Source organism: Burkholderia arboris, assembly GCF_038723655.1.
Taxonomy (GTDB): Bacteria; Pseudomonadota; Gammaproteobacteria; order Burkholderiales; family Burkholderiaceae; genus Burkholderia; species Burkholderia arboris.
This window is the reverse complement of record NZ_CP109822.1, coordinates 2,125,390-2,149,138: the sequence shown is the minus strand read 5'-3', so window position 1 is coordinate 2,149,138 and position 23,749 is coordinate 2,125,390. Positions and strand designations below refer to the sequence as shown.

The following is a 23,749-nucleotide window of genomic DNA, read 5'->3' as shown; positions in this document are numbered from 1 at the left end:
ATTGTCGCGCCGGCGCGAAGCCCCGCCGTCGCGGGGCGATGATCCTCGACGACGACGGCGATCAGGCTGCTGCCGCCTGATGAACCGATTCGTGCCGGTCGCCACCCAGGATCTCGACAAGATCGGTCAGCATCCGCCCCAATTCCCCCGTCATCAGCGTGACATCCGAGTCGAAGCGTTCATCGTCATTCTGCGCGGTGGGATCCGTCGCTTCCTTGATGACGTCGAGCGGCGTGACACGCTTGATTGTCAGCGACGGTGTCAGCACGAACGAGATTCGGTCGTCCCAGGTCATCGCGAGGCGCATGCACTGTTTGCCGGTTTCGATGTGCCGGCGCATGTCGTTCGCTTCCAGCGCGTGGCCGACGTATCGCACCGTGGCGCCGCCTTCGCCGCTCGAGCGCAACTCGGCATCCTGGTCCACGGTGAATCCGCCCGGCGCCTCGCCGGACAGCAGCCAATCCGTCATCGCGGCGACCGGCGAACGCGCCACATGAACGCCGGCGAGCGGCAACTGATCGATCGATTTGACGAGCAGGCTGCGAACGTCGTCGGCCAGCGCCTGTGACGCCGCATCGATGACGAGCCAGCCGTTCACCGTATCGATCCACACGCGGGTATCGCGGCGAATGCTGAACGCGCGCGGCAGCAGTTCGTCGACAACCTGCTCCTTGAGTTCGCGCAGCTGTTTTCGGCCTACCTTGAAGCCCTGCTGCTCCTCGATTTCAACCGCACGTGCTTTGGTCACCTGATTGACGACCGACGCCGGGAGCAGCTTCTTTTCGGCACGAAACACCAGCAGCATCTGCCGGTTGATCGAATACACGAGCGCGCCGTCGTCGCGCGGCGACGCCCATCCGGCGCTCTGCATGTCGACGCTGTTGCCGGGCTGGAACGCGTGAGGCGCCAGCCACTTTTCCATCTGGTCGGGGGTAACGGCCCAAGGTGCCGGAAGACGATGAAGCTGAAGATTCTTGAACCACATAGGAGGGCAGGCAAAGCGCACCATTCTATATGACGTTGACGTTCCCGGCCGGCAGCGGAAGCGCGCGTTCGTGCGGCAGCCCGGCAAGTCTGCGGTAAAGTTCCCGGCAGACGCGAGTCGGCTTGCGCGAATCCGCTCCCAATTGCAACGGATGCGTGTTCAGCGTCGCATCGCGCTGTCACGCGCAACCGGTTTTCATCCCGGAAATGTTGTGCCGACGGAGCTTGCTCCGCCCGGAGCGGAGTCGATGGGCTGACCGCAGGCGTTTTCGAACGTCCGGTTTCTGGCCCTCGATCCAGCGCATGCAAGCGGCGGCGACGGGGCGGCATGCGGCATCAGGGCGGTGTCGGGTTGTAATCGGCGAGAAAGAGACAATCGACGGTCGCATCGCGATTGATGGCAATGGAAACCATTCCAACCAAGGAAAAAAACAATGATGACTTCCGGCGACGGCCTGACCAGTCCAGCGCGGCTCCTGCGACTCGCCTCATGGGTGATTGCGATCGTCTTCGCTGTCTTTCTGAACATGCTCGGCAGTCTCGTGATCCGCGACATGGCGTTCGCCCCGAGCGGGGGCCCGCCCGTCATCGAGCAATTCGCCGATGCGCCGGCAAAAGCGCGGCTGGACGCGGCGCGGCGCCAACTGCAGGCGCAGCACGACGCGCTTGCCGAGAAGGTCGACACCATGGAAGTCGCGCGCGGCCGCGCCGCGAAGGAGTACGCGGCCGAGAAGGAAAGTTTCCGCAACTGGCTGGCAACCCGCTCGGTGACGGGAGACAGTGCGCGGGACCCGGACATTCTGGCGAGAACGCACAAGCTGGATATGCTCCAGGCCGTGGTGGTCAGCTGGCAGCGTCAGATCGATGCGATCGGCGACCAGCAACGGGCACTGACGTCGCAGCAGACTCAAGTAGACACGCAAATCGCCGAAGCGGACGCGGCGGCCGAACGGCGCCTCGACGCGGCAACACGGCATTACGAGATGCAGGTGTTCGGACTGCGGCTTGCGCTGACGTTACCGATACTGCTGGTTGCGACCTGGCTGTTCATACGCTACCGCAAGATGCGCTACTGGCCTTTCGTGCATGGCTTTGGCCTGTTTGCACTGAGCGCGTTTTTCATCGAACTGGTCCCGTACCTGCCGAATTTCGGCGGCTATGTCCGGGTCCTGGTCGGCATTGCGCTCACGGTATTCGCCGGCCTTTACATGATGAAGGCATTTCAGCGCTATGCCGAACGCAAACGGCTCGAATTGCAGCAGGATCGGGGAGAGCGTGCGCGCACGATCGGATACGAAAAAGCCGTGCGGTCACTCGAAAAAAAGCGCTGCCCGTCATGCGACAAACAATGGAATCTCGGCGGCGACGACTCCACGTTCTGCGTCCATTGCGGATTGAGGCTTTTCAATGTATGCGAATGCGGTGGCCGGAATTTCTTCTTCTTCCCGCATTGCCATCAATGCGGTGCTGCGCAGGGAAACGAGTTGCCCGTGTCGTCCGACTGACGGTCAGCGTGTTTGCAATACGGGCTGGCGCCGGCGCACGACGGTTGCGAAGCGTTGTCGATAGCGTTCGCGGGGCGGGTTGTGCCGGCCGCGAATGGCCGCAGCGGGCACCGACCGGGTTCGGCCCGTTGTTGGCGATGACGCGCGGCCGCGGCCGACCCGTAGGCGATGAGGCGGGGCCATTCCTGAAACCTCGTCGCGCAAACACCGGGCACGACCACGATGCGCTTCCGGATGTTGCCCGCTAGAATGCGCGACATGGGAGATTCGACGCACCGACGGTTTGTGATACGCGCCGGCCGCTCTTCGGATGCAGGCCAACTGACGCAGCTCGCCTTTCTTTCGAAGGCGCACTGGGGTTACCCCAGGGAATGGCTGGATCTGTGGCAGGCCGATCTGACGATTACGCCCGAGATGATCGAAGGCTCAATGGCCTACGTCGCCGAAACCGACGAGCAGATAATCGGGTTCTGGATGAGAGCCTTGATGGATTCCGATGAGCCTACCCCAGGGTGGCTATTCGTTCATCCTGACCATATGGGGCAGGGCGTCGCCCGTGCGTTATGGTCCGAACTGAGGAAAGAGGCCGCCGAAAGGGGAATCAGGTGCTTCGTGATCGAAGCAGATCCGAATGCCGTGCCATTCTATTTATCGCTGGGTGCGGAAAAAGTGGGAGAGAAAGCGTCGACCGTCATTCCGGGAAGATGCTTTCCAATCCTTCGGGTGCGTGTCTAGATGGACAAGGGGCAGTGACGGACCGAGCCGGCCTTTTTCCTCAATGGCGAAGCGGTCGGGAAGTGGAAGGCCCGGTCAAATGATTCCCTCGAACGCCGATCTTCCCGAACGCGTCTGCCGGATTCATCACGCGATGACACGCGGCGGCGTGGACAACTCCGCCAACTGAAACATGCAATCCCCACGCTGCACTTGCGCGGGCACGCGCTTGCACACCACCTCACCATCGCCCTTGAACCGATGCAGCACCGGTTCACGCAGCGGCGTATCGGGGAAATGCACCCACGCGGCCGGCTGCCCGGCCTTCACCTGATCGCCGAGTTCGACGAGCGGCTCATACAGCCCGCGCTCGTACGCATAGACGAAATGGCGATCGCCGTCGACGCGCATGAAGCGCGTGACGGTTGGCGGCGCGTCGGGCACGAGTGCGCCGTGCAGCAGGCCGATGTAGCCGAGGTAGTGCAGCAGCCCGTGGCGGCCGAGCCGGATCAGCGACGGATCGGCCATGCCGGCACCGCCGAGTTCGGTCACGATCGAGATCGCGCCTTGCCGGCGCGCGGCCGACGCCGAATGCACCGGATTCGGCGCATGCAGCAGCGCATTCTGCAACCCGAACGCGACCAGCAGCCCGTTGAGCTTCGCGGCTTCGTCGGCGTCGAGCGGATCGATCGCGAGCATGTTGCCGCCTTGATACAGCAGCGAACTGCCGCCCGAATGCAGGTCAACCAGATACTGCGCGCGCGACAGCAGTGCATGCTCGATGTAATGGGCGATCATCTGCGTCGGCGTGCCGGCCGGGTCACCGGGGAAGCTGCGGTTCAGGTTGCCTTCGTCGAGCGGCGACACGCGCAGGCCCGCATCCGCCGCCGGGAAATTCGCCATCGGCAGCAGGATCAGCTGCCCGCTGACCATCTCGGGTTCGATCTCGCGCATCAGTTGCGACACGATGATCTGGCCTTCGTACTCGTCGCCGTGGTTGCCGGCCATCACGAGCGCGACGGGGCCGTCGCCGTTGCGGATCGACGCGATCGGGATCGGCAGCCAGCCGTATGCCGAGCGGTGCACGGAGTGCGGCAGCCGCAGGTAGCCCGCGTGCTTGCCTTGCGCGTCGAGATCGATTTCGCAGTGAATGGGATTTCGGTGTGAGGAGGAGGCGGTCATGGCAGCGTCGTTCGATGAACGGAATCTGCCATCTTATCGGGAAACGACCGCCGCGCGGCGCGGCGGGCGCGTGCAACCTCGACCGTTCTCACGCCCTCAATCGAAATACGGTTCCAATACCGGTTCGATCCAATCCATGAACGCCCGGACGCGCGGCGAGAGATTGCGCCGATGGGCCACGACGAGCGACGCGGCGAGCGGTTCCGGACGCAGGTCGGGCAGCACCTCCACCAGCGCGCCGCTGGCGACGTAATTCGCGACCCCTGAATAGCCGGCCTGGATCAACCCGATGCCGGCAAGCCCGGCCGCGTGATAGGTCTGCACGTTGTTGACCTGCATCGCGCTCGGCAGCGCAAGCGTCGCATAGCCGTCGCCGCTCGGATATTCCCAGCCGGCATGTCTGGCACCGAGCGTCAGCGAGTAGTGGACCATGCAGTGCCCTTGGCTGAGCAGATCGTCGAGCGTATGCGGCACGCCATGCCGCGCCAGATAAGCGGGACTTGCCGCATTGATCATGCGCAGCCGGCCCAACGGCCGGGCAATCAGCGTTTCGTCCACGATCGGACCCATGCGGATCACACAATCGAATCCTTCCTGCACGAGGTCGACACGCCGGTCGGTGCTCGACAGCTCCAGTTCCAGCTCCGGATGTGCCGCCATCAGTTGCGGGAGCGCGGGCACCACGACGCTGCGTGCCAGCTCGGTCGGCATGTCGACGCGCAACCGTCCCCGGAGGCGTGTGCTGTCGCCGGAGAACATCGATTGTAGCGCCTGGACGTCGGCCAGCAGGTCCCGTGCGCGCGAATAGAACGCGCGGCCGTCGTCGGTCAACTGCACGCTCCGCGTCGTTCGATGCAGCAGCGCAACGCCCACGTCGCGCTCGAGTTGCCGGATCACCATCGAGACACGTCCTTTCTGGATGCCCAGGCTTTCGGCTGCCCGCGTGAAGCTCGTCATTTCGGCGACACGCGCAAAGATCAAAAGCGCATCGAGGTTTTGCATTGTTCACCCACGGAGTAACAGAACGTTCAATCGATCGTCATTTATAACTCAGTTGTGACCCAGTAGAGTGCTTTCCGACGTCGTCACCCGACGACAACCTCAACGGAAGGGCGCAACCATGACGCAACTCACTTCTCCGGTTAAGACAGCCGTGGTCTACCACTCCGGCTATGGACATACCCAACGGTTGGCCGCGGCGGTCGCCGAGGGCGCCGGCGCCGTACTCGTCGCCATCGACGCCGACGGCAACCTCGCGGAGGGCGCGTGGGACACGCTGGCCGGCGCCGACGCGATCCTGTTCGGCTCGCCGACCTACATGGGCGGGCCCAGCTGGCAGTTCAAGAAGTTTGCCGATGCGTCGTCGAAGGCCTGGTTCGACGGCGCGTGGCGCAACAAGATCTTCGGCGGCTTTACCAACAGCGCGAGCATCAACGGCGACAAGCTCAATACGCTCGAATACTTCGTTTTGCTGGCCGGGCAGCACGGGGGTATCTGGGTGAGCATGGACATCAAGCCGGCGAACCTGAAGGCGTCGGCGCGCGACGACCTGAACCGCATGGGCTCCTATATCGCGCCGATGGCGCAGACGCCGGCCGACGCGTCGCCGGACGAGATGTCGCCGGGGGATCTCGAGACCGCACGCCGCTATGGCGCACGCGTTGCGACGATCGCGGGACAGTTTCGGGCCGGGCAGTCCTGAATCAACGGAAGTCCTGGCGTGCACCGTGCACCGTGCACCGGACCGGACGACGCCGCATTTTTTTCCAGCCGAGCCTGAAGGAAATCGATCATGAAATACAAGCGACTGGGCCGCACCGGCCTGTATGTCTCGGAGCTGTGCCTCGGCACGATGACACTCGGTGGCAACGCGGATGCCGGCATGTGGGCGGCGATCGGCGCACTGGATCAGCGCGACGCGACCCGGCTGATTTCCCGTGGGCTGGAGGCGGGAATCAACTTCATCGATACCGCCGACATCTACTCGTTCGGTCAGTCCGAACGCCTCGTCGGACAGGCGCTCCGGGACCTCGGCGTCCCGCGCAACGAAATCGTGCTGGCGACCAAGACGGCCGGCGCGATGGGCCCGAAGCCCAACGATCAGGGGGCGTCGCGCGGTCACATCATGGATTCCGTGCAGCGCAGCCTGGAACGCCTCCAGGTCGACCATATCGACCTTTACCAGATACACGCCAGCGATTCCGTCACGCCGATCGAAGAGACACTGCGGGCGCTCGACGATCTGACGCGCCAGGGGCTGGTTCGCCATGTCGGCGTCTCGAACTGGCGCGCCGGAAAAATCGGCAAGGCGCTGGGCATTAGCCAGGGGCTCCATGCGACGCGCTTCGAGACGCTGCAGGCCTACTATTCCATCGCCGGACGGGACGTGGAGCGCGAACTGGTGCCGCTCGCGATCGACGAGCAGATGGGCCTCCTGGTCTGGTCGCCGCTCGCCGGCGGGCTGCTTTCGGGGAAGTTCGGCCCCGGTGCGCCCCACGAGGAAGGCGCGCGACGCAGCCATTTCGACTTTCCGCCGGTCGACCTCGAGCGAGCGTGGCCGTGCGTTGCCGCGATGCGTTCCATCGCCGACGCGCACGGGGTCTCGGTTGCCCGGATCGCGCTTGCCTGGTTGCTGGCGAAACCGCATGTCACGAGCGTCATCGTCGGCGCCAAACGGGTCGAGCAGCTCGAAGACAATCTCGGCGCGGTCGATGTCGTGCTGACCGCGGACGAGCTTGCGAGTCTGGACACAGTGAGTGCGTTACCGCCCGCGTATCCGGGCTGGATGATCGATCGTCAGGAGGCGGGCAGGGTGCCGCAGCCTTTCAAGGGCGTCGTGTCGACATAGCAAGATGCGGCCGCGTTCGAGCCGGGTGGTTGCAAAACCACCTGGTGTCGAACATGAGGGAGGTGGTGCAGTTGGGAGGTCGCGCGCACAAGCGGTCCTTGGTCGCGTCCGTACGTCGGACAGCGGCGTGTCCGCAGCGCACGGCTTGACCGTCGATTGTTCAAACACCGCTCACGCCACCGGTGGACGCAGGGTGACCAGGAAACGTCACCTGCAGATGCTATATCCTGAGCGTCTTCGCCCATTGCATCGACCAACGATCTCCGTTGACATGTCTCGGATCATTCCACTCCACAGCAGTTCAGCGTTCTATCAGCTCCTTGCCGACAGCTACACGCGGCTGCTTGGTCTCCCGCTGGTGCCCGAGGCCATGCCGGCGGACGAAGCTACCGCGTGGCTTTACGAGCGGGCCCCGTTCGCAGTACTCGCGCACAACACCGACTCCGACCCGCTCTTCATTTACGGCAACAGGGCCGCGCAGCGTCGCTTTGGATACAGCTGGGATGAAATCACCCGACTTCCGTCCCGACTCTCCGCGGAGGCCCCGAATCGCGAGGAGCGGCAGCAATTCCTGGCACGCGTACAGCGGCTGGGCTACGAGACGGGTTACAAGGGCGTGCGTGTCACCAAGTCAGGCCAGCGCTTCATCATCGAGGAAGCGACCCTGTGGCAACTTCTCGACGCGGACGGCAAACTGCATGGCCAGGCGGTTGTCATCCCGCGGACGCGCGACATCTGATCGCGCATTCGCGCCCTGGCGGGCCACTACCTATCATGAGGACGTGGCGGCCGCTGCTTTCCCGAGCCAGGACACTCAAGAGCACATCCAATGTGGAGTCTCGACGTCATCGAGACGGGAGACGGCGGGTGTGTTCCACGACACGCGTGAAACGGTATCCGGAGGCATTCCATGCAGGAAGAGGGAATACGCGAAGCGCTGAATGCGCACTGGCAAGCGTCGGCGGCCGGCGATCTCGACGCGGAACACGATATTTACGATGACGATGTCGTCTGTGACTATCCGCAGTCAGGGGAACGCATCCTGGGACGAATGAATCTGCAGGCATTGCGGGGTCATCATCCCGGCAAGCCGGCAGGTTTCGACGTCAGGCGAATTCAAGGAGAAGGCAATCTATGGGTTACGGAATACGCGATCACCTATAACGGCCGGCCGACTTGCACGGTCAGCATCATGGCGTTCCGCGACGGCAAGGTCGTTCACGAGACCCAGTATTTTTCCGATCCGTTCGAAGCGCCGGATTGGCGGAGGCAATGGGTTCAGCAGATCACGTGACAAGGCATGGCGGCCGGATCAACCTTCTCGTCCCGAGCGGCGAGAACGGCACGCGAGACCACGCGGATGTTGCAGCTGTGAACACATGCCGGCACGCGGGCCGCCTGCATTCGTGTGCCGAATTTCGCGCCGGTCCCTTGCTGCGACTGGGCCGGCGCGCGTAACCGGTTTACCGTCCCGATGTTTCAGCTTCGAGACGCCCCTCTTCCCACAGAGCCCAGAAACGGCTGCCGGCGCGATACGGATTTGCGCGTCGCGTGCCGTGATCGGCGATGCCCTGGCGAAACGCGCCGTACAGCGTCAGCGGCGGATTGTCGACGCAGGCAGCTTCGCGCGTGACCGGCATGCGGCGTTCGGACACGAGCCGGCGGATCAGCGATGCGCCGTCGATCACGTCCAGTTCGTCGATGGTATCGCTGCGGCTGAGGACTTCGACGGTATTCATGTTGGGTCTCCCTGACAACCTGTTTCCCTGACAGAGAGCAATAAGAGTGCCAACCATGAAAAGCCTTGCGCTGCGTCGATCGTGCGGGCTTCTGCGGCCAACGTGTTGCGTGGCGAACGGCGGTGTTACGGAACACGTCACGTGACACGCGAACGTGTGGCGCCACGTGCAAACCCGCAAAGCGTTGCGGAACTGAATCGTCAGGAGGATGCGGCAGGCGGGGAAAAGACGGAGAGCCAGCGGGCGACACGAGTGTCGCCGGCTCAGTTTGTGGCGGCCGGCGCCATGCGGCGGCTGCCGCTCGAATAGAAGCAGTAGATACCCTTGCCGGCCGACTTTGCGTCGTACAGCGCGCTGTCGGCCTGCCGGATCAGTTCGTCGGGCGAGCCGTGCCCGTCGTCGAGCGCGATGCCGATGCTGATGCCGATGCAGACGGTCTCGCCGATCGACAGCGTGTATGGCGCCGAGATCTGCCGGATGATCCGCGCGGCGAGGATCGAGCACGCCTGCATCGTCGTGTCGTCGATCGCGACGATGAACTCGTCGCCGCCGATACGCGCGGCGAACTCGCCGCGCGGCAGCGTCTTGCCGAGGCGCTCGGCGACCTGCGTGAGCACTTCGTCGCCGGCCTGGTGGCCGCACCGGTCGTTGATCGACTTGAAACCGTCGAGGTCGAGATACATGACGGCGAAGGCCGGGTTCGGCAGGCGCGGCCGGCGCGCGAGCATCCGCTTGAGCTCTGCATGCAGTTCGTGGCGGTTCGGCAAACCCGTCAACGCGTCGTGCCGCGCGAGGTGCCGGATGTGCTGTTCGGTCTGGCGGCGCGCGGTGACGTCCTCGACGATGATCACCGCGTTGCCGTCCGGCACGCGGTGACGCGTCAGTTCGAGCTGGCGGCCGTCGACGAGCGCGATGTCGAATGGCCCGGGTTCGTTGCGGCTCAGCCACGCGTCGCACTGCGCGGCGAGACCGAGGCCGCCGGGATCGGTCACGGCGTTCGTGCCGAGCGCCGCGACGACGGCCGGCAGCGGCGTATCGAGCATGATTTCGCGCGGCGAGCCGAACAGTTGCGCGGTGCGCCGGTTGGCGACGATCACGCGGCTGTCGCCGTCGATCATGCACAGGCCGTGCGGCATGTAGGTCAGGGCGGCGTCGAAGCGCGCGACGAGTTCGGCGTTGCGCTGGCGCGCGGCGATCAGCGCAACGAGCACGCGGTAGTGGCGCTGGACGACCGTGCGCATGGCCGCAAGATAGATCGCGAGCGGCGGCAGCAGCAGCCACGCGCCGGACCGGTGAGCGAGCAGCGCGCCGACGCCGATCGGCAGCACGCCGAGTGCGACCTGCGTCATCGCGAGCCGCGGCAGCGCCGAATTGCGCGACGCGATGCCGCCGAACACGCCGCCCGCAACCATCACCGACAGCGTGCCGAGCTCGACGTCGACGGCCTGCACGCAGCCCATCACGCCGAGGCCGAGCACGAAGCACGCGACGAGCGATACCGGCGCATAGCGCGCCGCCCAGAATTCGGCGCGGTCGTCGCCGGCGTTGCGCCGTACCGCGTAGGCCCGTGCGATCGACAGGCGCGCGACGAGCAGGCCGACGTCGACGATCAGCCACGCGAGACACCACAGCTGCTGTAGCCGGATCAGCGCCACGGCCGCGACGAAGCCGCTCGCGAGCCCGGACAGCGCCATCGGACGCACGTCCTCGAACAGCGTCACGAGCATCGACGGACGCAGCGCAGCCGTCACACGGTGGTTGCCGGAGGGAGGAGTGGCGAGAACGGAGTTCAGGAGAGATGCCCTGACTGCCATGGTTTTTGACCTCGACACGCTGTCGGGATGGCTGGCGGCGCCCGCACGGCACGTGGCGGAAGCACCGGCCGAGCCGGATGCGCACGACATTACCATGAAAAATAGACAGCGCGGGGCAGCCGGCCGCGCCGCGCGCTAGTCGTAAACCACGCCTGCGAAAGGCTTGCGCATTCGACGGCGCGAGGGCAGCATCGTTGCGAACGGAACGATGCGCGAGGGCCGACCGGAGACCGGCTGCAATGCGTGGCGCGCGTGCTCGTCGGGTGAGGTCGACACGGCCAAAGCCCGTGCGAATCCGGGTTAAACGCAGACGAATCGCTGCCCGCGACCGCCCGCCGCAGCCCGGCTGAATCCCGTTATAAGAAATTCAATAAGTATTTCATGCGAGAAATACTATAGGCGATATATCTAAAACAATGCCAGAATGCGCGCCGCTCCGAACGCCGCGACACCCTATCGCCGTCCGAGCCGCATCAGGAGGTTCCCCCCAATGAAAAACCACGGCCTGTCACGGCGGGGTTTTCTGAAAGCCAGCGTGCTGGCGGGCGTCGCAGTGTATGTCGCGCCCCTGGGCAGCCGCGCATTCGCGGCGCTCTTCGAAGAAAAACTCCTTACCCCCGTCAAATGGGATACCGTCACCGGCATCCCCCAATTCCGCATCGACGGCATCGCGAAGGTCACGGGCTCGAAAGTGTTCGCCCGCGACGTGCGCGCGGCCGACATGCCGCACTGGCCCCAGCAGCAGTCGCATGCGCTGATCCTGCGCGTCACGCAGGCCGACCGCACGTACGAAGGCTTCGACCTGTCGCTGCTCGGCGACGACCTGAAGCCGGACCACGTGGTCACGGCCGACGATCTCGCACGCGACGGCGTCGCGTTCCCGGCGTTCTACGGCGACGACATGCTGTTGCCGGCCGGCAAGACGCCCGCGTATCTCGGTCATGCGGTCGCGATCCTCATCTATCACGACTTCGCGCGCTTCCGTTTCGCGAAGAACGCGTTGAAGTTCCGCGACGACGTGATCCGCTACGGCGCGGTCACGGGCCCGCTCGAGCGCGATCCGTGGGGTACCTTCCGCTACGTGCGCGTGGGTGGCAAGACGGCCTATGACGACGACGTCTATTCGAGCCTGAAGGACGCGCCGATCTTCCCGAGCATGATGCGCAAGCACCTGCCGGTCTGGCCGGACGGCAAGGAACACGGCAAGCTGGACGAGCAGGGCATGTTCCTGGCCGGGCAGATCGCCAGCGAGCTCGATCATCCGACGGCCGACTGGCTCGTGTTCGACCGCGAATACAACACGCAGTCGGTCGATACGGCCGCGCTCGAGCCCGACAACGCGAACTGCTGGTACGACGCCGCGACGCAGTCGCTGCACCTCGTCGTGCCGACGCAGTCGCCGCTCGAAGTGTCGGAGAACGCGGCCGCGATGGTCGCGAAATGCCGCTTCCCGGTGAAGAAGCTGTTCGTGCATCCGTGCTACACGGTCGGCTACGGCTCGAAGGATCACTTCAACGTGCCGTTCTACGGCCTCGTCTGCGCGCTGTACGCGGACGGCCGCCCGGTACGTTTCGCGAACGACCGCTACGAGCAGTTCCAGACGTCGCTGAAGCGTCACGCGTTCAAGATGCATTACCGGATCGCGGTCGACCGCAATACGGGCCTGCTGCAGTCGTTCAAGGGCGACTTCGAGGCGAACGGCGGCGGCCGCATGAACTTCTCGCCGTCGGTCGCGATGGTCGGCGCCACGGCCGCGCAATCGATCTACTACTTCCCGAAGAGCGACCTGGCTTCGGTCGCGATCGCGACGCGCGCGATCGACGCCGGCTCGGCACGCGGCTATGGCACGCTGCAGAGCATGGCCGCGACCGAGATGGCGATCGACGAGATCGCCGCGCAGCTGAACATCGACCCGATCGATTTCCGTCTGCGCAACGCGCTGCGTTCGGGGATGAAGAACACGCAGGGTGCAATTCCCGCCGGCGCGCTGCGCGTCGACGAAGTGCTGGAGCGCGCGAAGCAGCATCCGCTGTGGACGCGCCGCGCCGCGCGCAAGACCGAATTCGAGGCGGCGCATCCGGGCAAGCGCTACGGCGTCGGCTTCGCGTGCGTGCAGAAGGATTTCGGCACGGGCGCGGAAGCGTCGTTCGCGAAGGTCGAGTTCGACGCGAACGGCAAGGTTTCACTGCGGCACACGGCGGCCGAGATCGGGACCGGGATGTCGACGTCGCAGGCCGTCGCGGTCGCGAAATGGCTCGGCCGTCCGGCGACGGACGTGCTCGTGGCCCAGACCGAATGGCCGGACCTGCCGGTCGAGACGAGCGGCGATCCGTACCTGATGTCGCAGGCCGACCAGGATCGCCTGAGCGCGAACCCGCGCTGGTCGCCGGGCTATGCGTCGCCGTCGAGCGCGACGAACTCGGCGTATTACTTCACGCACAGCACGCGCGAAGCCGCCCGTGCGGTGTTCCGCTACGGCCTGTGGCCGGCCGCGATGTCGATCTGGACGCGCGGCCTCGGCGGCGGTCAGGCCGCGCCGTACACGATCCGTATCGAAGACGCGCGCTGGGTCGACGGCAAGCTGACCGCCGACGGCCTCGAGCCGCTGACGTTCGAACAGCTTGCGAAACAGGCGCATGCGCTCGGCCTGCCGACCGGCGCCGCCGTGCACGTGTTCAACCGCTGGCAGTGGACCGAAGCCGAGTTCGAAGTGGGCGGTGCGGTCGAGCGCTTGCCGATCGACGCGCTGTCGCTGCGCGTCGGCGCGCCGAAGACGGGCGCCGACAGCGGCCCGGTGCCGGGCACGGCCGCGCCGGCCGGCGCGACCGCGATGCGCGTCACGCTGGCGCCGACCGCGAACGGCTATCGCGTGCTGGACCGCAAGCGCGTGTTCATCCCGCCGACGAGCCGCAACAACGCGGCCGTCACGTACTACACGGCGGTCGGCACGCTCGTCGAGCTGGCCGTGCACGAAGCGACCGGCAAGGTCGAGCTGCTCACGCACCACTCGATCATGGAATGCGGCAACCAGATTTCGCCGCAGCTCGTGTCGGGCCAGTTGCAGGGCGGTCTCGCGATGGGCATCGGTCACGCGCTGCACGAGTACCTGCCGCTCTATGAGGACGGCCCCGGCAACGGCACGTGGAACTTCAACCGTTACCAGCTGCCGCGCGCGTCGGATGTCGCCGTGTGGACGCAGACGGGCGACGTATTGCCGCCGCTGTCCGAGACCGATCCGCCGAAGGGCGTCGCCGAAGTGGTGATGATTCCCGTCGTCGGCGCGATCGTGAACGGCATCGCGCACGCGATCGGCCATCGTTTCACCGACCTGCCGGTGACCCCGCAAAAGATTCAGGAGGTGCTCGCATGACGACCGCCCAAACCGCGGCTTCGGCCGCGAGCGCCAGCGCGGCTGCGACCGGCGCTTCCGCGCCGGCGGCGGCTTCGGCCGCACCGGCATCCGTTCCTGCCGCGCCGGCTACGCCGGCATCGGCGCCGGCCGCCGTCGAGCGTCCGCTTGTCCGCTTCCAGCAGAAGCCGCTGTCGGTGAACATCAACGGCAAGTCCGTCGGCCCGATGCAGGTGCCGGAAGGGCTGATGATGATCGAGTTCCTGCACGAGTACGCGGGCCTCACCGGTTCGCGGCTCGGCTGCGGGCAGGGCATCTGCCACGCGTGCGTCGTGATCGTCGACAAGCCGGACGGCACGAGCGAGGAAATGCGCACCTGCATTACCGGCGCGCACTTCTTTCACGGCCGCTCGATCCGCACGATCGAAGGCCACGCGAAGCGCAATGAAGCGGGCGAGGTGGTCGAGCTGTCGCCGATCCAGCAGAAATTCCTCGAGCACTTCAGTTTCCAGTGCGGTTACTGCACGCCGGGCTTCGTCAATGCGGCGACCGTGCTGATCGAACGCCTGAAGCGCGAGCCGATCGCGAAGGCCGACGTCGAACGCACGATCACCGACGCGCTCGACGCGCACATCTGCCGCTGCACGGGCTATGTCCGCTACTACGAAGCCGTCAAGGACGTGGTGCTGACGACGCCGGGACTCGTGAAGGACGCCGCATGAAACGCACACTCGCTCATCGCGTCGCGCGGGCTGCGGGCCTGCCCGCACTCGCAGCGGCCTGCGCGCTGCTGCTCGCCGCATGCGGCGGCCACGACGCACCGGCCTCGAACGCTGCGTCCGGCGCGCCCGGCGCCGACCAGGTCGCGCGCGGCCGCTATCTCGTCAAGGCCGCCGACTGTGCGGCGTGCCACACCGCGAAGGACGGCGCGCCGTTCGCCGGCGGCGCGGCACTCGAATCGCCGTTCGGCACGTTCTACGGCTCGAACATCACGCCCGACAAGGATCACGGGATCGGCAACTGGAGCGCGGACGAGTTCTACGCCGCGCTGCACGACGGCAAGGCGCCCGGCAAGCGCCTGTATCCGTCGATGCCGTACACGTCGTACCGGCAGCTCACGCGCGCCGACGCCGACGCGATGTATGCGTACCTGATGACGGTCAAGCCGGTCGCACAGGAAAACCGCGCGCACGACCTGAAGTTCCCGTACAACCTGCGCTTCGGCATGGTCTTCTGGGACATGGTGTTCCTGAAGGACAGCCTGCCGGATGCGTCGGCCGGGCAATCCGCCGACTGGCAGCGCGGCCGCTATCTCGCGGGTGCGCTCGGCCACTGCGCGGAATGCCACACGCCGCGCGCATTCACGGGCCAGCTCGACGGTGCGAAGCCGTTCGCGGGTGCCGCGCTCGGCCGCGTGGCCGCGCCGGACATCACGCCGGCCGGCCTCGCCGCGCGCGGCTGGACGGGCACCGACCTGCAGACGTTCTTCGGCGTCGGCATCGCGCCGCAAGGCTCCGCGTTCGGCGAGATGTATCCGGTCGTGCACCTGAGCACGCAGTACCTGACGAAGGACGACCTGCGCGGGCTGTCGGTGTACCTGCTTGGCGACAAGCCGCCCGCGCCGGAACCGGTGAAGCCGGTGTCGGCCGATGCCGCGCAGCTGGCGGCCGGACGCTCGGTGTATCTCGCGGTGTGCGCGGGCTGCCACGGCTTCAACGGCGAAGGCAAGCCGCACGTGGCGGTGCCGATGAACGGCAACTCGACGGTGCGCCAGGGCGATCCGCGCAACCTGCTGGTCGCGATGCTCGACGGCATCGGCGAGCAGAAGTTCGCCGGCTTCGAAAACCTGCAGCCGATGCCGGGCTTCGCGCACACGCTGAGCGACGATGAACTCGCCCAGCTCGCCAATTACCTGCGCGCGACGTGGGGCGGCCAGCCCGCGAGCGTCACGCCGGCCGACGTGAAGGCGATGCGTTAAGTCGTACCGCGGGGCGGGGTGTCGCGCGCGAGGCAGCCGGTTTCCGGCGCTTGCGCGCGATGCGTCGCCCCGTTTATTGCTGCGGCGCTTCAGTAGCCGCCGCCTCCGCCACCGCCTCCGCTCCCTCCGGAGCCGCCGCCGCCGTACCGGCTCATGCCCGGTCCTTGCGACACGCCGCTGCCCGACGACGTACATCCCGCCGACAGCACGAGCATCAGCGCCGCGACCAGCGCCGCGGCCAACGTTGCCGATTTCATTGCAATCTCCTTGCAGCGCGCAGGCCGCAGGAAAGGCCGGTTCGCGTGAACCGCGCGTCTGCGCGATGAAAAGACGTTTCGGCGGGCCGTTTATTCCATGCTTTTTGCGTATCGTCGCGCGCGAAGGGGCCGGATCGACGGCATGGCGCGGCGACTTGATACACCCCGGCACGCCGCCATTCCGATTCCGACAAAAACAGCCATGCGTGCCATCGCCGAGCGAGCGTCTCGCGAGCCGTTGCGAACGTCCCGTCCGGTCTTGTCCGGCTGCGTGTCGTTCGCCATCGGCGGCCCGTTGATGGCCGCACTCGCATGGCCGCTCGTGATGCTGGTTGCGTGGTCCGTCATCCACGGGCCGCAATGGGACACACTGGCACTCTGCGCGGGCAGGGTGCCGATGATCTGCGTCGCGTCGTTCGGGTTCGGCGATGTCCTGCCTGCGATCGTGGCCGGCGGCATCATGGGCGCGATCGGCATGCGCGTACGACGATGCCGGCTCGTATTGCTGGGGGTAATCGGCGCGGGCGCGATGACCGGATAGGCGTTTCTGACCGCAGTCCTGCTTGGCATGGACGGAGTCGGCGGCATCGACGGCGTTGCGATCCTCGATTCGATCGCGACGTCAGCGGTGATGTCGCACCGGTTGCGCCGGCAGTTCGAACGCCGGGGTTGAGCACGACGCGAAGCGCCATCGAGCGCTTGCCCGACGACGCGTATCAACCGGGCAATCCGGGGCGGCACCGCGCGGCCGTGACGACGGTCAGCGGCCTGCGTGGCTTTCCGTCATGCGTGGGCCGCCGTCGCGGCGGCGGCCAATCAACGATAGACGAGATCGGCGCGGCGGTTCTGCGCCCACGCGTCCTCGTCATGACCGAGCGCGACCGGCTTTTCCTTGCCGAGGCTGACGGCCTCCATCTGCGTCGCCGGCACACCGAGCGTCTGGAGCGCGCTGTATACCGCTTGCGAACGACGCTGGCCGAGCGCGAGGTTGTATTCCGACGTGCCGCGTTCGTCGGTGTTGCCCTGGATCAGCACGCGCCGCGACGGATGGCTGCGCAGGTAGTCGGCGTGCGCCTGCAGCAGCGACTGGAATTCGGGCTTCACGGAATACTGGTCGAAATCGAAGTAGATGCTGCGCTTCGCGAGCGGGCTGTTCGGATTGTCGAGATCGTCGGCGGACACCGTCGCGACGGCTTCGCTCGAGGGCGTCGGCGCCATGCCGGCATTCTCGGGCGTTTTCGCCGCGTTGTGGCAACCGGCCAGTAGTACGAAGGTTGCCAGGACCGCAAATCGGTTCATTTTGCTCATCGTTCGTCTCCAGCGGTTGACTGCGTTGAAAGCGCGGCGCGTGCCGTCTGCACGCGCCAGTCCGGCCGTCATGGCGCGAAAGGTCCGGCTTCGCCGGCATGATGCAGGTTCGTAAGCCGGTGGTGCGCCAGATGAAAGTGTGTTGCGGCCGGAACGTCGAATAACGGTGTCGCTGCAAATAGATTAGGAAAAATGTCACAACGTGACCAGTTTCTCCGCATTTTTTGCGCAGACGCGACACTCGGGGAGACATTCTTGCTCCCGCCTGCCGGGTGCGGTACGCGACGCCACAGCGAAAAGGCCGCGCACGGGCGCGGCCTTATCAAGTGCGGATCGCGACGATCGGGCGGTGCCGGCAACGCGTACCGGATGCAACCGGCCGAGCCGTTCGGCAGCGACGCGCCGCGTCGTCAGAATTTGTGTCGCAGCCCCAGCGCGACGACGGCCTGGTTGCTGTTCGCCGACGGCGTCAGCGTCCAGACGGTCGCGTTGAACGCGGGATTGCCGTTGCCGCCGCTCACGCTCTGGTAGGTGCCTTCGAGATACGCGTCCGTGCGCTTCGACAGCGCATAGTCGGCCTGCGCGACCACCTGGTTCCATTTCGGGCGCGTCTGGCCCGTGCGCGTGTCGAAGCGGCCCATCGTGTACGTGTAGGCGGCGGCGACGCTCAGCGCACGCGTGACGAAGTAGCGCCCGTCGATCGTGAAGTTGTCGAACACCAGCGATTCGCCCTTCAGCGGCGCGATGTTGCCGCCCTGGAGCACGCCCGTCACGCCGTCGGTGGTCGAGTGCGACCAGGCGGCGCCGACCGAGTGCGGCCCGAATGCATAACGGCCGGCCATCGCCCAGATCTGCTGGTTGCCGCCCGTGATCGTCGCCGAACCGTCGACCGTGCTCAGCGCGCCGTCCGGATTCGGCGCATTGCGGTCGCGGCTGATCTTCAGGTAGCCGGCGCCGAGCTTCAGCGGCCCGTTCGCATACGACACCCCCGCGCTCCATGCTGCGTTGTTGGCGAACTGGCCAGCCGTGTTCGAGAAACCAGCCATCGCGCCGAACGTCAGCCCGCGATACGTCGGGCTCGTGTACTTGACCGCGTTGTTGATGCGCAGGTTGCGGTTCGAATCGTCGTTGTCGTACGGATGGACCGCGAGGTTGCCGCCCCAGCCGGGGCCGGACGCACCGAGCGGCGTCACGAAATCGAGGATCAGGTCGTACTGGCGGCCGAACGTGAGCGTGCCGGCCGTCTTCGAGCTCACGCCGACCCACGCCTGGCGGCCGAACAGGTCGACGCCTTTCTGCGACAGCTTGCCGGTGGTGCCCGAGAAGCCGTTCTCGAGCGCGAAGACCGCGGCCATCCCGCCGCCGAGATCCTCGCGGCCGCGCAGCCCCCAGCGCGACGCGTTCAGCGCGCCGCTCGTCATCGCGACGCTGCCGCTGCCCGGCGAGCCGGCACCGTGCGTGCGCTGGTTGGTCGAGTAGGTGATCGACGTGTCGATCAGGCCGTACAGCGTCACGCTGCTTTGTGCGTGCGCGAGGCCCGGTGCGAGGCCGGTCAGGCATGCGGCAATGACGGTCCCCGCGACGCGTGCGCCGGCATGCTGGTGAATCTGGTAGGAATGCATAGGAGTTTTTGTTGTTTGGCCGGCCGGGTGTGGCGGCTGGCGGATCGAGCGGCCATTATTGGAGATCCTGCGGCGGTCGATTAAGGCGTTGCACAGGAAAGGTCCTCTGCGGAATCGCACGGAATCGCGGTGCGTCGACTGCGGGGATTCAGTCGGGAAGGGGCGTGCGTCGCGCTGCGCGTGGCGGTTCAGGCCGCGATCGCGCGAGGGTCCGGTCGAACGCTTAGCGGCGGGCGAGCGGCAAGGCGGCGTCGGCGCCACCGCTGCGATACGCGGCGCGAACGGCGCTGGCCCTGGCTTCGAGCGCTTCGGGCGACAGCCAGGGTCTCAACCGGACGGCAACGCGCGGCAATGCGGCCAGCTGATTGCGCAGCAGCACGATCGACCGGCAGCAACGACAGGCCGACGAAGCCGCATCGGGGCCCGCCGCGGCCTCGGCCAGCTCGGCCGTCCACGCGACGCCGCGATGGTGCCTGGCGTCGTCGAGGTGCGGCAGGTAGCGTGCCTCCCCCGACAACGCGATCAGCAGCGCGGCCCATTGTGCGCCGTACCACCCGAAGTCCGCGTCTGAGGTCAGGTCGGCCAGCAGTGCGTCGTCGAGTACAGACAGGCTTTGCTGGCACAAATAGTGGAAGTCGAGCGGCTGGTAGCGGACCTGCGGGTAGTCGCGCAACACCTGTTCGAGTTCGTTGCCGGTATCGACGGCGGCGGAAAGAAACCGTTCGGCCGGGGCCGGGCGGTTCAACTGCAGCGTCGGAATGCTCCGGAACAGCCGGCGGATGTCGTCTGGATGGTAGTGCATCGCGAATGTCGTGGTGGCCGCCCGACGCCAATGTGGTGCTGCGTGCCGGACGGAAGCGCCGTGTAATGCCGCTGCATTCCATCGGGTTCGACCGCTTCGCTCGTCTGCCCGATATCGGCCGCAGCGGCGGCCGAGACTCATGCCGCGGATCGGCTCGTCAACGGCGAACAGGCCGATTCTACAAACGAATCGGGCGGCCCGTGCAACGCCGTGGCCCGCGTGACGCTCCGGGCGTCAATCGCTAGAATCCGGGTGGTTCGGCATCCTGCGCGCAACCCACACCGCCCGGTTTCCTTCATGCGACTGATCACGCCTCGTCACTTTTCCCTCGGGAAACGCGCGGCCCTGCTGTTCGCGTTCAGCTTCGCGACGATGGCGGTCACGCTGGTGATGCTCTACCGCGTCGACCGCACGGGGGCGATCGACACGCAGGCAGGCAATCCTTACGTCATCGGTGTGCAAACCTGCGTGATCGTCCTTTACGCGCTGCTCGGCTGGATGTGGATCGTGCGTCCGGCCCGTCACAATCAGCTGTATTTTCCCGGGATCGTCAACCAGGACCGTCAACTGATCGCGTGGTTCGTGCTGGTTTTGAACGGCGCGATCTTCGTGATGGTTCCGCTGCTTTTCAATACCGCGACCCTCAACCGGATGGCGGAGCGTACGAAGCATGTCCGCAGCGTCGTTGCGAGGTCGTATCGCTGGCAGGCCACCACGGGCGGCGGGAAGAATATTCCGCGCCACAGCTATACGACCGGCGGGCTGCTGTTCGCCGATGCCGCTGGCCGCGGGATGGAGCGCGTGCCGTCGCCCGGCGGCCCGTCCGGCGACGGCGCAACCTGTTTCGTCGAGCATACGGGCTGGCTCGGCCAGCGCTGGATCAGCGGCGTGCATCCGTGCGACACGCCCGTCGAACACATCCGGCTCGAGCGGCTGGCCGACGGCGGCGGCGAGCTGGCCGCGCAGCCGGGGCTGCAATGTCTGGACGATGAGCCGGCGACCGCGGTGCTCACGATGGGCGCCGATGCCGCGCGATGTCCGGCTGTCGTCAGGCGGGACGGCCGCTGGGTCGTCGTCGCGAATGGGGCCGCGCCATCGTCGCCCGTGCTGGCCGCGCTGCCGTTGCCGGACAACTTCTGGGATGCGCCGAAGGTGGCGTCGGTGTCACCGGACGGCGACCGGATCCTGGTCGGCGATTTCGGGCTGCGCAGCCCGCTGTTTCTGTGGAGCCGGCACGCGGGCGCGTGGGTCGCGCTGCAACTGCCGCCCAGCTACCCGTACAACGCGCCCAACCGCTACGTGCTGACGAGCGATGCGCACACGATCGACGATTGCCCGCAGGGGCCACTTCGCACCTGCGAACGGTGGGGCGATGCGGGCGGTTGAGGCGGTCGCATGCGTGACGGTTACGCGGCGTCGCGCGGCAGCATGAGAATCGCATCGAGCCCGCCGCCGTCGCGATTGCGCAGGATCAGCGTGCCGCCGTGCAGCGTCGCGATGCTGCGTGCGATCGTGAGCCCGAGCCCGGTGCCGCCGTCGTCGCGGTCCGCGTGCTCGCCGCGCCGGTACGGTTCGAACACGCGTTCGAGCCAGTCGTCCGGCAGGCCGGGGCCGCTGTCGCCGACGACGATGCGCACGGCGTCCTTGCCGTCGCGCACGTCGATCGTCACCGGTGCGCCGCCGCCGTAGTGCGCGGCGTTGTCGACGAGGTTCTGCAGGCAACGCTTCAGGTTGCGCGCGAAGCCCGAGACCGGCGCCGTCGCGTGCCCGCGGACCGCGACCGCCTGGCCCGTGTCGCGCGCATCCTCGGCCAGCCCTTCGAGCATCGAGTCGAGGTCGATCCCGCAGCGCGGCTCCGTCACTTCCACGCCGCGCACGGCGTCGAGCGCGCCGCGGACCATCGATTCCATCTCGTCGAGATCGCCGCGCAGGCGGTCGCGCCATTCGGGATCCGGAAGCATCTCGGTGCGCAGCCGCAGGCGCGTGAGCGGTGTGCGCAGGTCGTGCGACACCGCGCCGAGCAAGCGTGCGCGTCCGGCGAAGCTGTCGATCAACTGCCGCTGCATCGCGTTGAACGACTCCGCGGCGCTGCGCACTTCCGACGGTCCGTCGACCGCCAGCGGCGGCCGGTGGATGTCGCGACCGAGCGCTTCGGCCGCGCGCGCGAGCTGCGTGAGCGGTTTCAGCGCGAAGCGCACGGCAACGAACGCAACCGCGCAGACGGCGACAAAGCGGATCAGGTAGAGCCGCAGCAGGTAGTCGGCCACGAGCGACGCGGGCATCGCATGCATGCCCGCCTGGCCTTCGTCGGCCTGCACGTCGAGCCAGCCGCCGGACGGCAGGCCGACCTGGACGTGGAATTCGCCGGTCGGCATCCGTGAATCGAACAGGCTCAGCGGGCCCGCATGGCGGCCCGTGTCGTCGTGCAGTTCGGCATCGACGAGGCGAAACGGCGGATCGGCACCGAGCCGGGTCGACAGGACCCCGGCGATCAGCCCGGCCGTCGCATGCTGCGCGAACGTCAGCGTGCCGGCGGGCGAGGGCGCATCGACATGGCGCAGCCGGTAGCGTGCGTCGCCGAGCGCGGCGATGATCGCGTCGCGCGCTTGAGCATCCGGCGCGGCGTCGACGAGCCGCAGCGTATCGGCGAGCCGGCTCGCGAACAGCCGCGCCGGAATTTCCAGCATGCGGTTGTCGTGCGTGTCGAACCAGATCGTGCCGGTCAGCATCTGGCCGGCGAACATCCCGGCCGCAAGGATCGCGACGAGCCGCCCGAACAGCGAGTCGGGCCAGATGCGCAGCGCCGGGCGCCGCGTGCCCATCACGCTTCGTGCACGACGTCCGCGACGAGCATGTAGCCCTCGTTGCGAACCGTGCGGATCAGGGCCGCGTTGCGCGCGGCGTCCTTCAGGTGGTGGCGCAGCCGGCTCACGCACACGTCGATCGAGCGATCGAGCGGCGCCAGCTCCTTGCCGAACACGCGGTCGAGCAGGAACTCGCGCGACAGCGGGCGGTTCGGGTGATCGAGGAGCGCGCGCAGCGTGCGGTAGTCGGAACCGCCGAGCGATACGACGACGCCGTCCGGCGACATCATCTGCTTCATCCGCGTATCGAGATGCCAGCCGGCGAAGCTGACGCGGGACGATGCCTCGGTGCGCCGCGCGCCCGGAACCGCGCGCGTACGGCGCAGCACCACCTTGATCTTCGCGACGAGCTCGCGCGGATCGAACGGTTTCGGCAGGTAATCGTCCGCGCCCATCTCGAGGCCGAGGATCCGGTCGAGCAGGCCGCCGCGCGCGCTCAGGATCACGATCGGCACGTCGTGGCGCTGGCGCAGGTCGCGCGTGAGGTCGAGGCCGTCCTCGCCGTCGAGCATCAGGTCGAGCACGACGAGATCGACGGTCGCCGTACCGAGCGCCTGCCTGAGCTGCAAGCCGTTCTCGGCCAGCGTGACGCGGTAGTTCATCGCGCGCAGGTAGTCGCCGAGCAGCGTACGGAGGTTCGGATCGTCGTCGACGACAAGAATGTGGTCCATCGGGAGGTGCTTCCGGATCAATCGAAATGAATCTGAAAGGAATGTCGCGCCAACACATTCCATTACAAAAGGCCGTGCTTCCAACACATCGCCATTACACGCCGTGATTACA

General features: G+C 66.5%; 22 protein-coding genes. 11 read left to right on the top strand and 11 right to left on the bottom strand.

Annotated features, from left to right (window positions below; all coding sequences use genetic code 11):
- Positions 1-61: 61 nt before the first annotated feature.
- Complete coding sequence (locus OHZ10_RS26920) at positions 62-985, bottom strand: recombination-associated protein RdgC (RefSeq protein WP_059240511.1); 924 nt, start codon at positions 983-985, stop codon at positions 62-64.
- 436 nt (positions 986-1,421) lie between these two features.
- Here OHZ10_RS26920 and OHZ10_RS26915 point away from each other — a divergent pair, with 436 nt between their 5' ends.
- Positions 1,422-2,489, top strand: a complete 1,068-nt coding sequence (locus OHZ10_RS26915) for a hypothetical protein (RefSeq protein ID WP_425394797.1) — start codon at positions 1,422-1,424, stop codon at positions 2,487-2,489.
- Between the two features lie 258 nt (positions 2,490-2,747).
- Positions 2,748-3,224 (top strand): GNAT family N-acetyltransferase, encoded by a 477-nt coding sequence (locus OHZ10_RS26910; protein ID WP_174992136.1) that lies wholly within the window; start codon positions 2,748-2,750, stop codon positions 3,222-3,224.
- A 126-nt stretch (positions 3,225-3,350) separates the two neighbouring features.
- Here OHZ10_RS26910 and OHZ10_RS26905 read toward each other — a convergent pair whose 3' ends face one another.
- Complete coding sequence (locus OHZ10_RS26905) at positions 3,351-4,385, bottom strand: succinylglutamate desuccinylase/aspartoacylase family protein (RefSeq protein WP_059240512.1); 1,035 nt, start codon at positions 4,383-4,385, stop codon at positions 3,351-3,353.
- A gap of 96 nt (positions 4,386-4,481) precedes the next feature.
- A complete protein-coding gene (locus OHZ10_RS26900) occupies positions 4,482-5,387 on the bottom strand; it encodes a LysR family transcriptional regulator (protein WP_174992137.1) in 906 nt (301 codons plus the stop codon).
- Positions 5,388-5,505: 118 nt separating this feature from the next.
- Here OHZ10_RS26900 and OHZ10_RS26895 point away from each other — a divergent pair, with 118 nt between their 5' ends.
- From OHZ10_RS26895 to OHZ10_RS26880, 4 genes are all read left to right on the top strand, one after another.
- Positions 5,506-6,087 carry a flavodoxin family protein gene (locus OHZ10_RS26895; protein WP_059240514.1) on the top strand — a complete coding sequence of 194 codons (582 nt, stop codon included), beginning with the start codon at positions 5,506-5,508 and terminating at the stop codon, positions 6,085-6,087.
- Between the two features lie 90 nt (positions 6,088-6,177).
- Positions 6,178-7,233 carry an aldo/keto reductase gene (locus OHZ10_RS26890; RefSeq protein ID WP_256086356.1) on the top strand — a complete coding sequence of 352 codons (1,056 nt, stop codon included), beginning with the start codon at positions 6,178-6,180 and terminating at the stop codon, positions 7,231-7,233.
- 271 nt (positions 7,234-7,504) lie between these two features.
- Positions 7,505-7,972, top strand: coding sequence for an MEKHLA domain-containing protein (locus OHZ10_RS26885; protein ID WP_059240516.1), 468 nt, complete (start codon positions 7,505-7,507; stop codon positions 7,970-7,972).
- A 171-nt stretch (positions 7,973-8,143) separates the two neighbouring features.
- A complete protein-coding gene (locus OHZ10_RS26880; protein WP_174992140.1) occupies positions 8,144-8,527 on the top strand; it encodes a nuclear transport factor 2 family protein in 384 nt (127 codons plus the stop codon).
- A 169-nt stretch (positions 8,528-8,696) separates the two neighbouring features.
- Here OHZ10_RS26880 and OHZ10_RS26875 read toward each other — a convergent pair whose 3' ends face one another.
- Complete coding sequence (locus tag OHZ10_RS26875) at positions 8,697-8,972, bottom strand: hypothetical protein (protein WP_059240518.1); 276 nt, start codon at positions 8,970-8,972, stop codon at positions 8,697-8,699.
- 263 nt (positions 8,973-9,235) lie between these two features.
- The gene (locus tag OHZ10_RS26870) at positions 9,236-10,786 is read right to left on the bottom strand and encodes a diguanylate cyclase domain-containing protein (protein ID WP_342704881.1); all 1,551 of its coding nucleotides are present in this window, start codon (positions 10,784-10,786) and stop codon (positions 9,236-9,238) included.
- Positions 10,787-11,276: 490 nt separating this feature from the next.
- Between OHZ10_RS26870 and OHZ10_RS26865 the strand changes: the two genes are divergently transcribed.
- The 3 genes from OHZ10_RS26865 to OHZ10_RS26855 are packed head-to-tail and all read left to right on the top strand — an operon-like array spanning position 11,277 to position 16,113.
- On the top strand, positions 11,277-14,156 hold the full coding sequence (locus OHZ10_RS26865) for a xanthine dehydrogenase family protein molybdopterin-binding subunit (protein WP_342704879.1): 2,880 nt from the start codon (positions 11,277-11,279) through the stop codon (positions 14,154-14,156).
- Positions 14,153-14,857 (top strand): (2Fe-2S)-binding protein, encoded by a 705-nt coding sequence (locus tag OHZ10_RS26860; RefSeq protein WP_059240521.1) that lies wholly within the window; start codon positions 14,153-14,155, stop codon positions 14,855-14,857. The genes OHZ10_RS26865 and OHZ10_RS26860 overlap by 4 nt, the downstream gene beginning before the upstream one ends.
- Positions 14,854-16,113 (top strand): cytochrome c, encoded by a 1,260-nt coding sequence (locus tag OHZ10_RS26855; protein ID WP_174992144.1) that lies wholly within the window; start codon positions 14,854-14,856, stop codon positions 16,111-16,113. Before OHZ10_RS26860 ends, OHZ10_RS26855 begins: the two co-directional genes overlap by 4 nt.
- Positions 16,114-16,202: 89 nt before the next feature.
- Here OHZ10_RS26855 and OHZ10_RS26850 read toward each other — a convergent pair whose 3' ends face one another.
- Entirely contained in the window at positions 16,203-16,370 is a 168-nt protein-coding gene (locus tag OHZ10_RS26850) for a hypothetical protein (RefSeq protein WP_256086359.1), read from the bottom strand.
- Positions 16,371-16,512: 142 nt separating this feature from the next.
- Here OHZ10_RS26850 and OHZ10_RS26845 point away from each other — a divergent pair, with 142 nt between their 5' ends.
- The gene (locus OHZ10_RS26845; protein ID WP_342704877.1) at positions 16,513-16,911 is read left to right on the top strand and encodes a hypothetical protein; all 399 of its coding nucleotides are present in this window, start codon (positions 16,513-16,515) and stop codon (positions 16,909-16,911) included.
- A 275-nt stretch (positions 16,912-17,186) separates the two neighbouring features.
- Here the strand turns inward: OHZ10_RS26845 and pal are convergent, their stop codons facing one another.
- From pal to OHZ10_RS26830, 3 genes are all read right to left on the bottom strand, one after another.
- A complete protein-coding gene (pal, locus tag OHZ10_RS26840; RefSeq protein ID WP_059240523.1) occupies positions 17,187-17,678 on the bottom strand; it encodes a peptidoglycan-associated lipoprotein Pal in 492 nt (163 codons plus the stop codon).
- 410 nt (positions 17,679-18,088) lie between these two features.
- Positions 18,089-19,300, bottom strand: a complete 1,212-nt coding sequence (locus OHZ10_RS26835; protein ID WP_059240524.1) for a porin — start codon at positions 19,298-19,300, stop codon at positions 18,089-18,091.
- Positions 19,301-19,523: 223 nt separating this feature from the next.
- Positions 19,524-20,102: a hypothetical protein gene (locus tag OHZ10_RS26830; protein WP_256086363.1), complete on the bottom strand. Its 579-nt coding sequence runs from the start codon at positions 20,100-20,102 to the stop codon at positions 19,524-19,526.
- A 297-nt stretch (positions 20,103-20,399) separates the two neighbouring features.
- Between OHZ10_RS26830 and OHZ10_RS26825 the strand changes: the two genes are divergently transcribed.
- Positions 20,400-21,488: a hypothetical protein gene (locus OHZ10_RS26825; protein WP_342704874.1), complete on the top strand. Its 1,089-nt coding sequence runs from the start codon at positions 20,400-20,402 to the stop codon at positions 21,486-21,488.
- 20 nt (positions 21,489-21,508) lie between these two features.
- Here the strand turns inward: OHZ10_RS26825 and OHZ10_RS26820 are convergent, their stop codons facing one another.
- Positions 21,509-22,924 (bottom strand): ATP-binding protein, encoded by a 1,416-nt coding sequence (locus OHZ10_RS26820; RefSeq protein WP_342704872.1) that lies wholly within the window; start codon positions 22,922-22,924, stop codon positions 21,509-21,511.
- Positions 22,924-23,637 carry a response regulator gene (locus OHZ10_RS26815; RefSeq protein ID WP_059240528.1) on the bottom strand — a complete coding sequence of 238 codons (714 nt, stop codon included), beginning with the start codon at positions 23,635-23,637 and terminating at the stop codon, positions 22,924-22,926. Before OHZ10_RS26815 ends, OHZ10_RS26820 begins: the two co-directional genes overlap by 1 nt.
- Between the last annotated feature and the right edge of the window lie 112 nt (positions 23,638-23,749).

Coding starts and splice junctions, on each gene's coding strand:
- pal (WP_059240523.1), bottom strand. CDS start 17,678: ATGAGCAAAATGAACCGATTTGCGGTCCTGGCAACCTTCGTACTACTG.
- OHZ10_RS26855 (WP_174992144.1), top strand. CDS start 14,854: ATGAAACGCACACTCGCTCATCGCGTCGCGCGGGCTGCGGGCCTGCCC.
- OHZ10_RS26890 (WP_256086356.1), top strand. CDS start 6,178: ATGAAATACAAGCGACTGGGCCGCACCGGCCTGTATGTCTCGGAGCTG.
- OHZ10_RS26825 (WP_342704874.1), top strand. CDS start 20,400: ATGCGACTGATCACGCCTCGTCACTTTTCCCTCGGGAAACGCGCGGCC.
- OHZ10_RS26850 (WP_256086359.1), bottom strand. CDS start 16,370: ATGAAATCGGCAACGTTGGCCGCGGCGCTGGTCGCGGCGCTGATGCTC.
- OHZ10_RS26900 (WP_174992137.1), bottom strand. CDS start 5,387: ATGCAAAACCTCGATGCGCTTTTGATCTTTGCGCGTGTCGCCGAAATG.
- OHZ10_RS26870 (WP_342704881.1), bottom strand. CDS start 10,786: ATGGCAGTCAGGGCATCTCTCCTGAACTCCGTTCTCGCCACTCCTCCC.
- OHZ10_RS26830 (WP_256086363.1), bottom strand. CDS start 20,102: ATGCACTACCATCCAGACGACATCCGCCGGCTGTTCCGGAGCATTCCG.
- OHZ10_RS26910 (WP_174992136.1), top strand. CDS start 2,748: ATGGGAGATTCGACGCACCGACGGTTTGTGATACGCGCCGGCCGCTCT.
- OHZ10_RS26820 (WP_342704872.1), bottom strand. CDS start 22,924: ATGGGCACGCGGCGCCCGGCGCTGCGCATCTGGCCCGACTCGCTGTTC.
- OHZ10_RS26880 (WP_174992140.1), top strand. CDS start 8,144: ATGCAGGAAGAGGGAATACGCGAAGCGCTGAATGCGCACTGGCAAGCG.
- OHZ10_RS26920 (WP_059240511.1), bottom strand. CDS start 985: ATGTGGTTCAAGAATCTTCAGCTTCATCGTCTTCCGGCACCTTGGGCC.
- OHZ10_RS26915 (WP_425394797.1), top strand. CDS start 1,422: ATGACTTCCGGCGACGGCCTGACCAGTCCAGCGCGGCTCCTGCGACTC.
- OHZ10_RS26815 (WP_059240528.1), bottom strand. CDS start 23,637: ATGGACCACATTCTTGTCGTCGACGACGATCCGAACCTCCGTACGCTG.
- OHZ10_RS26835 (WP_059240524.1), bottom strand. CDS start 19,300: ATGCATTCCTACCAGATTCACCAGCATGCCGGCGCACGCGTCGCGGGG.
- OHZ10_RS26895 (WP_059240514.1), top strand. CDS start 5,506: ATGACGCAACTCACTTCTCCGGTTAAGACAGCCGTGGTCTACCACTCC.
- OHZ10_RS26905 (WP_059240512.1), bottom strand. CDS start 4,385: ATGACCGCCTCCTCCTCACACCGAAATCCCATTCACTGCGAAATCGAT.
- OHZ10_RS26875 (WP_059240518.1), bottom strand. CDS start 8,972: ATGAATACCGTCGAAGTCCTCAGCCGCAGCGATACCATCGACGAACTG.
- OHZ10_RS26885 (WP_059240516.1), top strand. CDS start 7,505: ATGTCTCGGATCATTCCACTCCACAGCAGTTCAGCGTTCTATCAGCTC.
- OHZ10_RS26845 (WP_342704877.1), top strand. CDS start 16,513: ATGGCGCGGCGACTTGATACACCCCGGCACGCCGCCATTCCGATTCCG.
- OHZ10_RS26865 (WP_342704879.1), top strand. CDS start 11,277: ATGAAAAACCACGGCCTGTCACGGCGGGGTTTTCTGAAAGCCAGCGTG.
- OHZ10_RS26860 (WP_059240521.1), top strand. CDS start 14,153: ATGACGACCGCCCAAACCGCGGCTTCGGCCGCGAGCGCCAGCGCGGCT.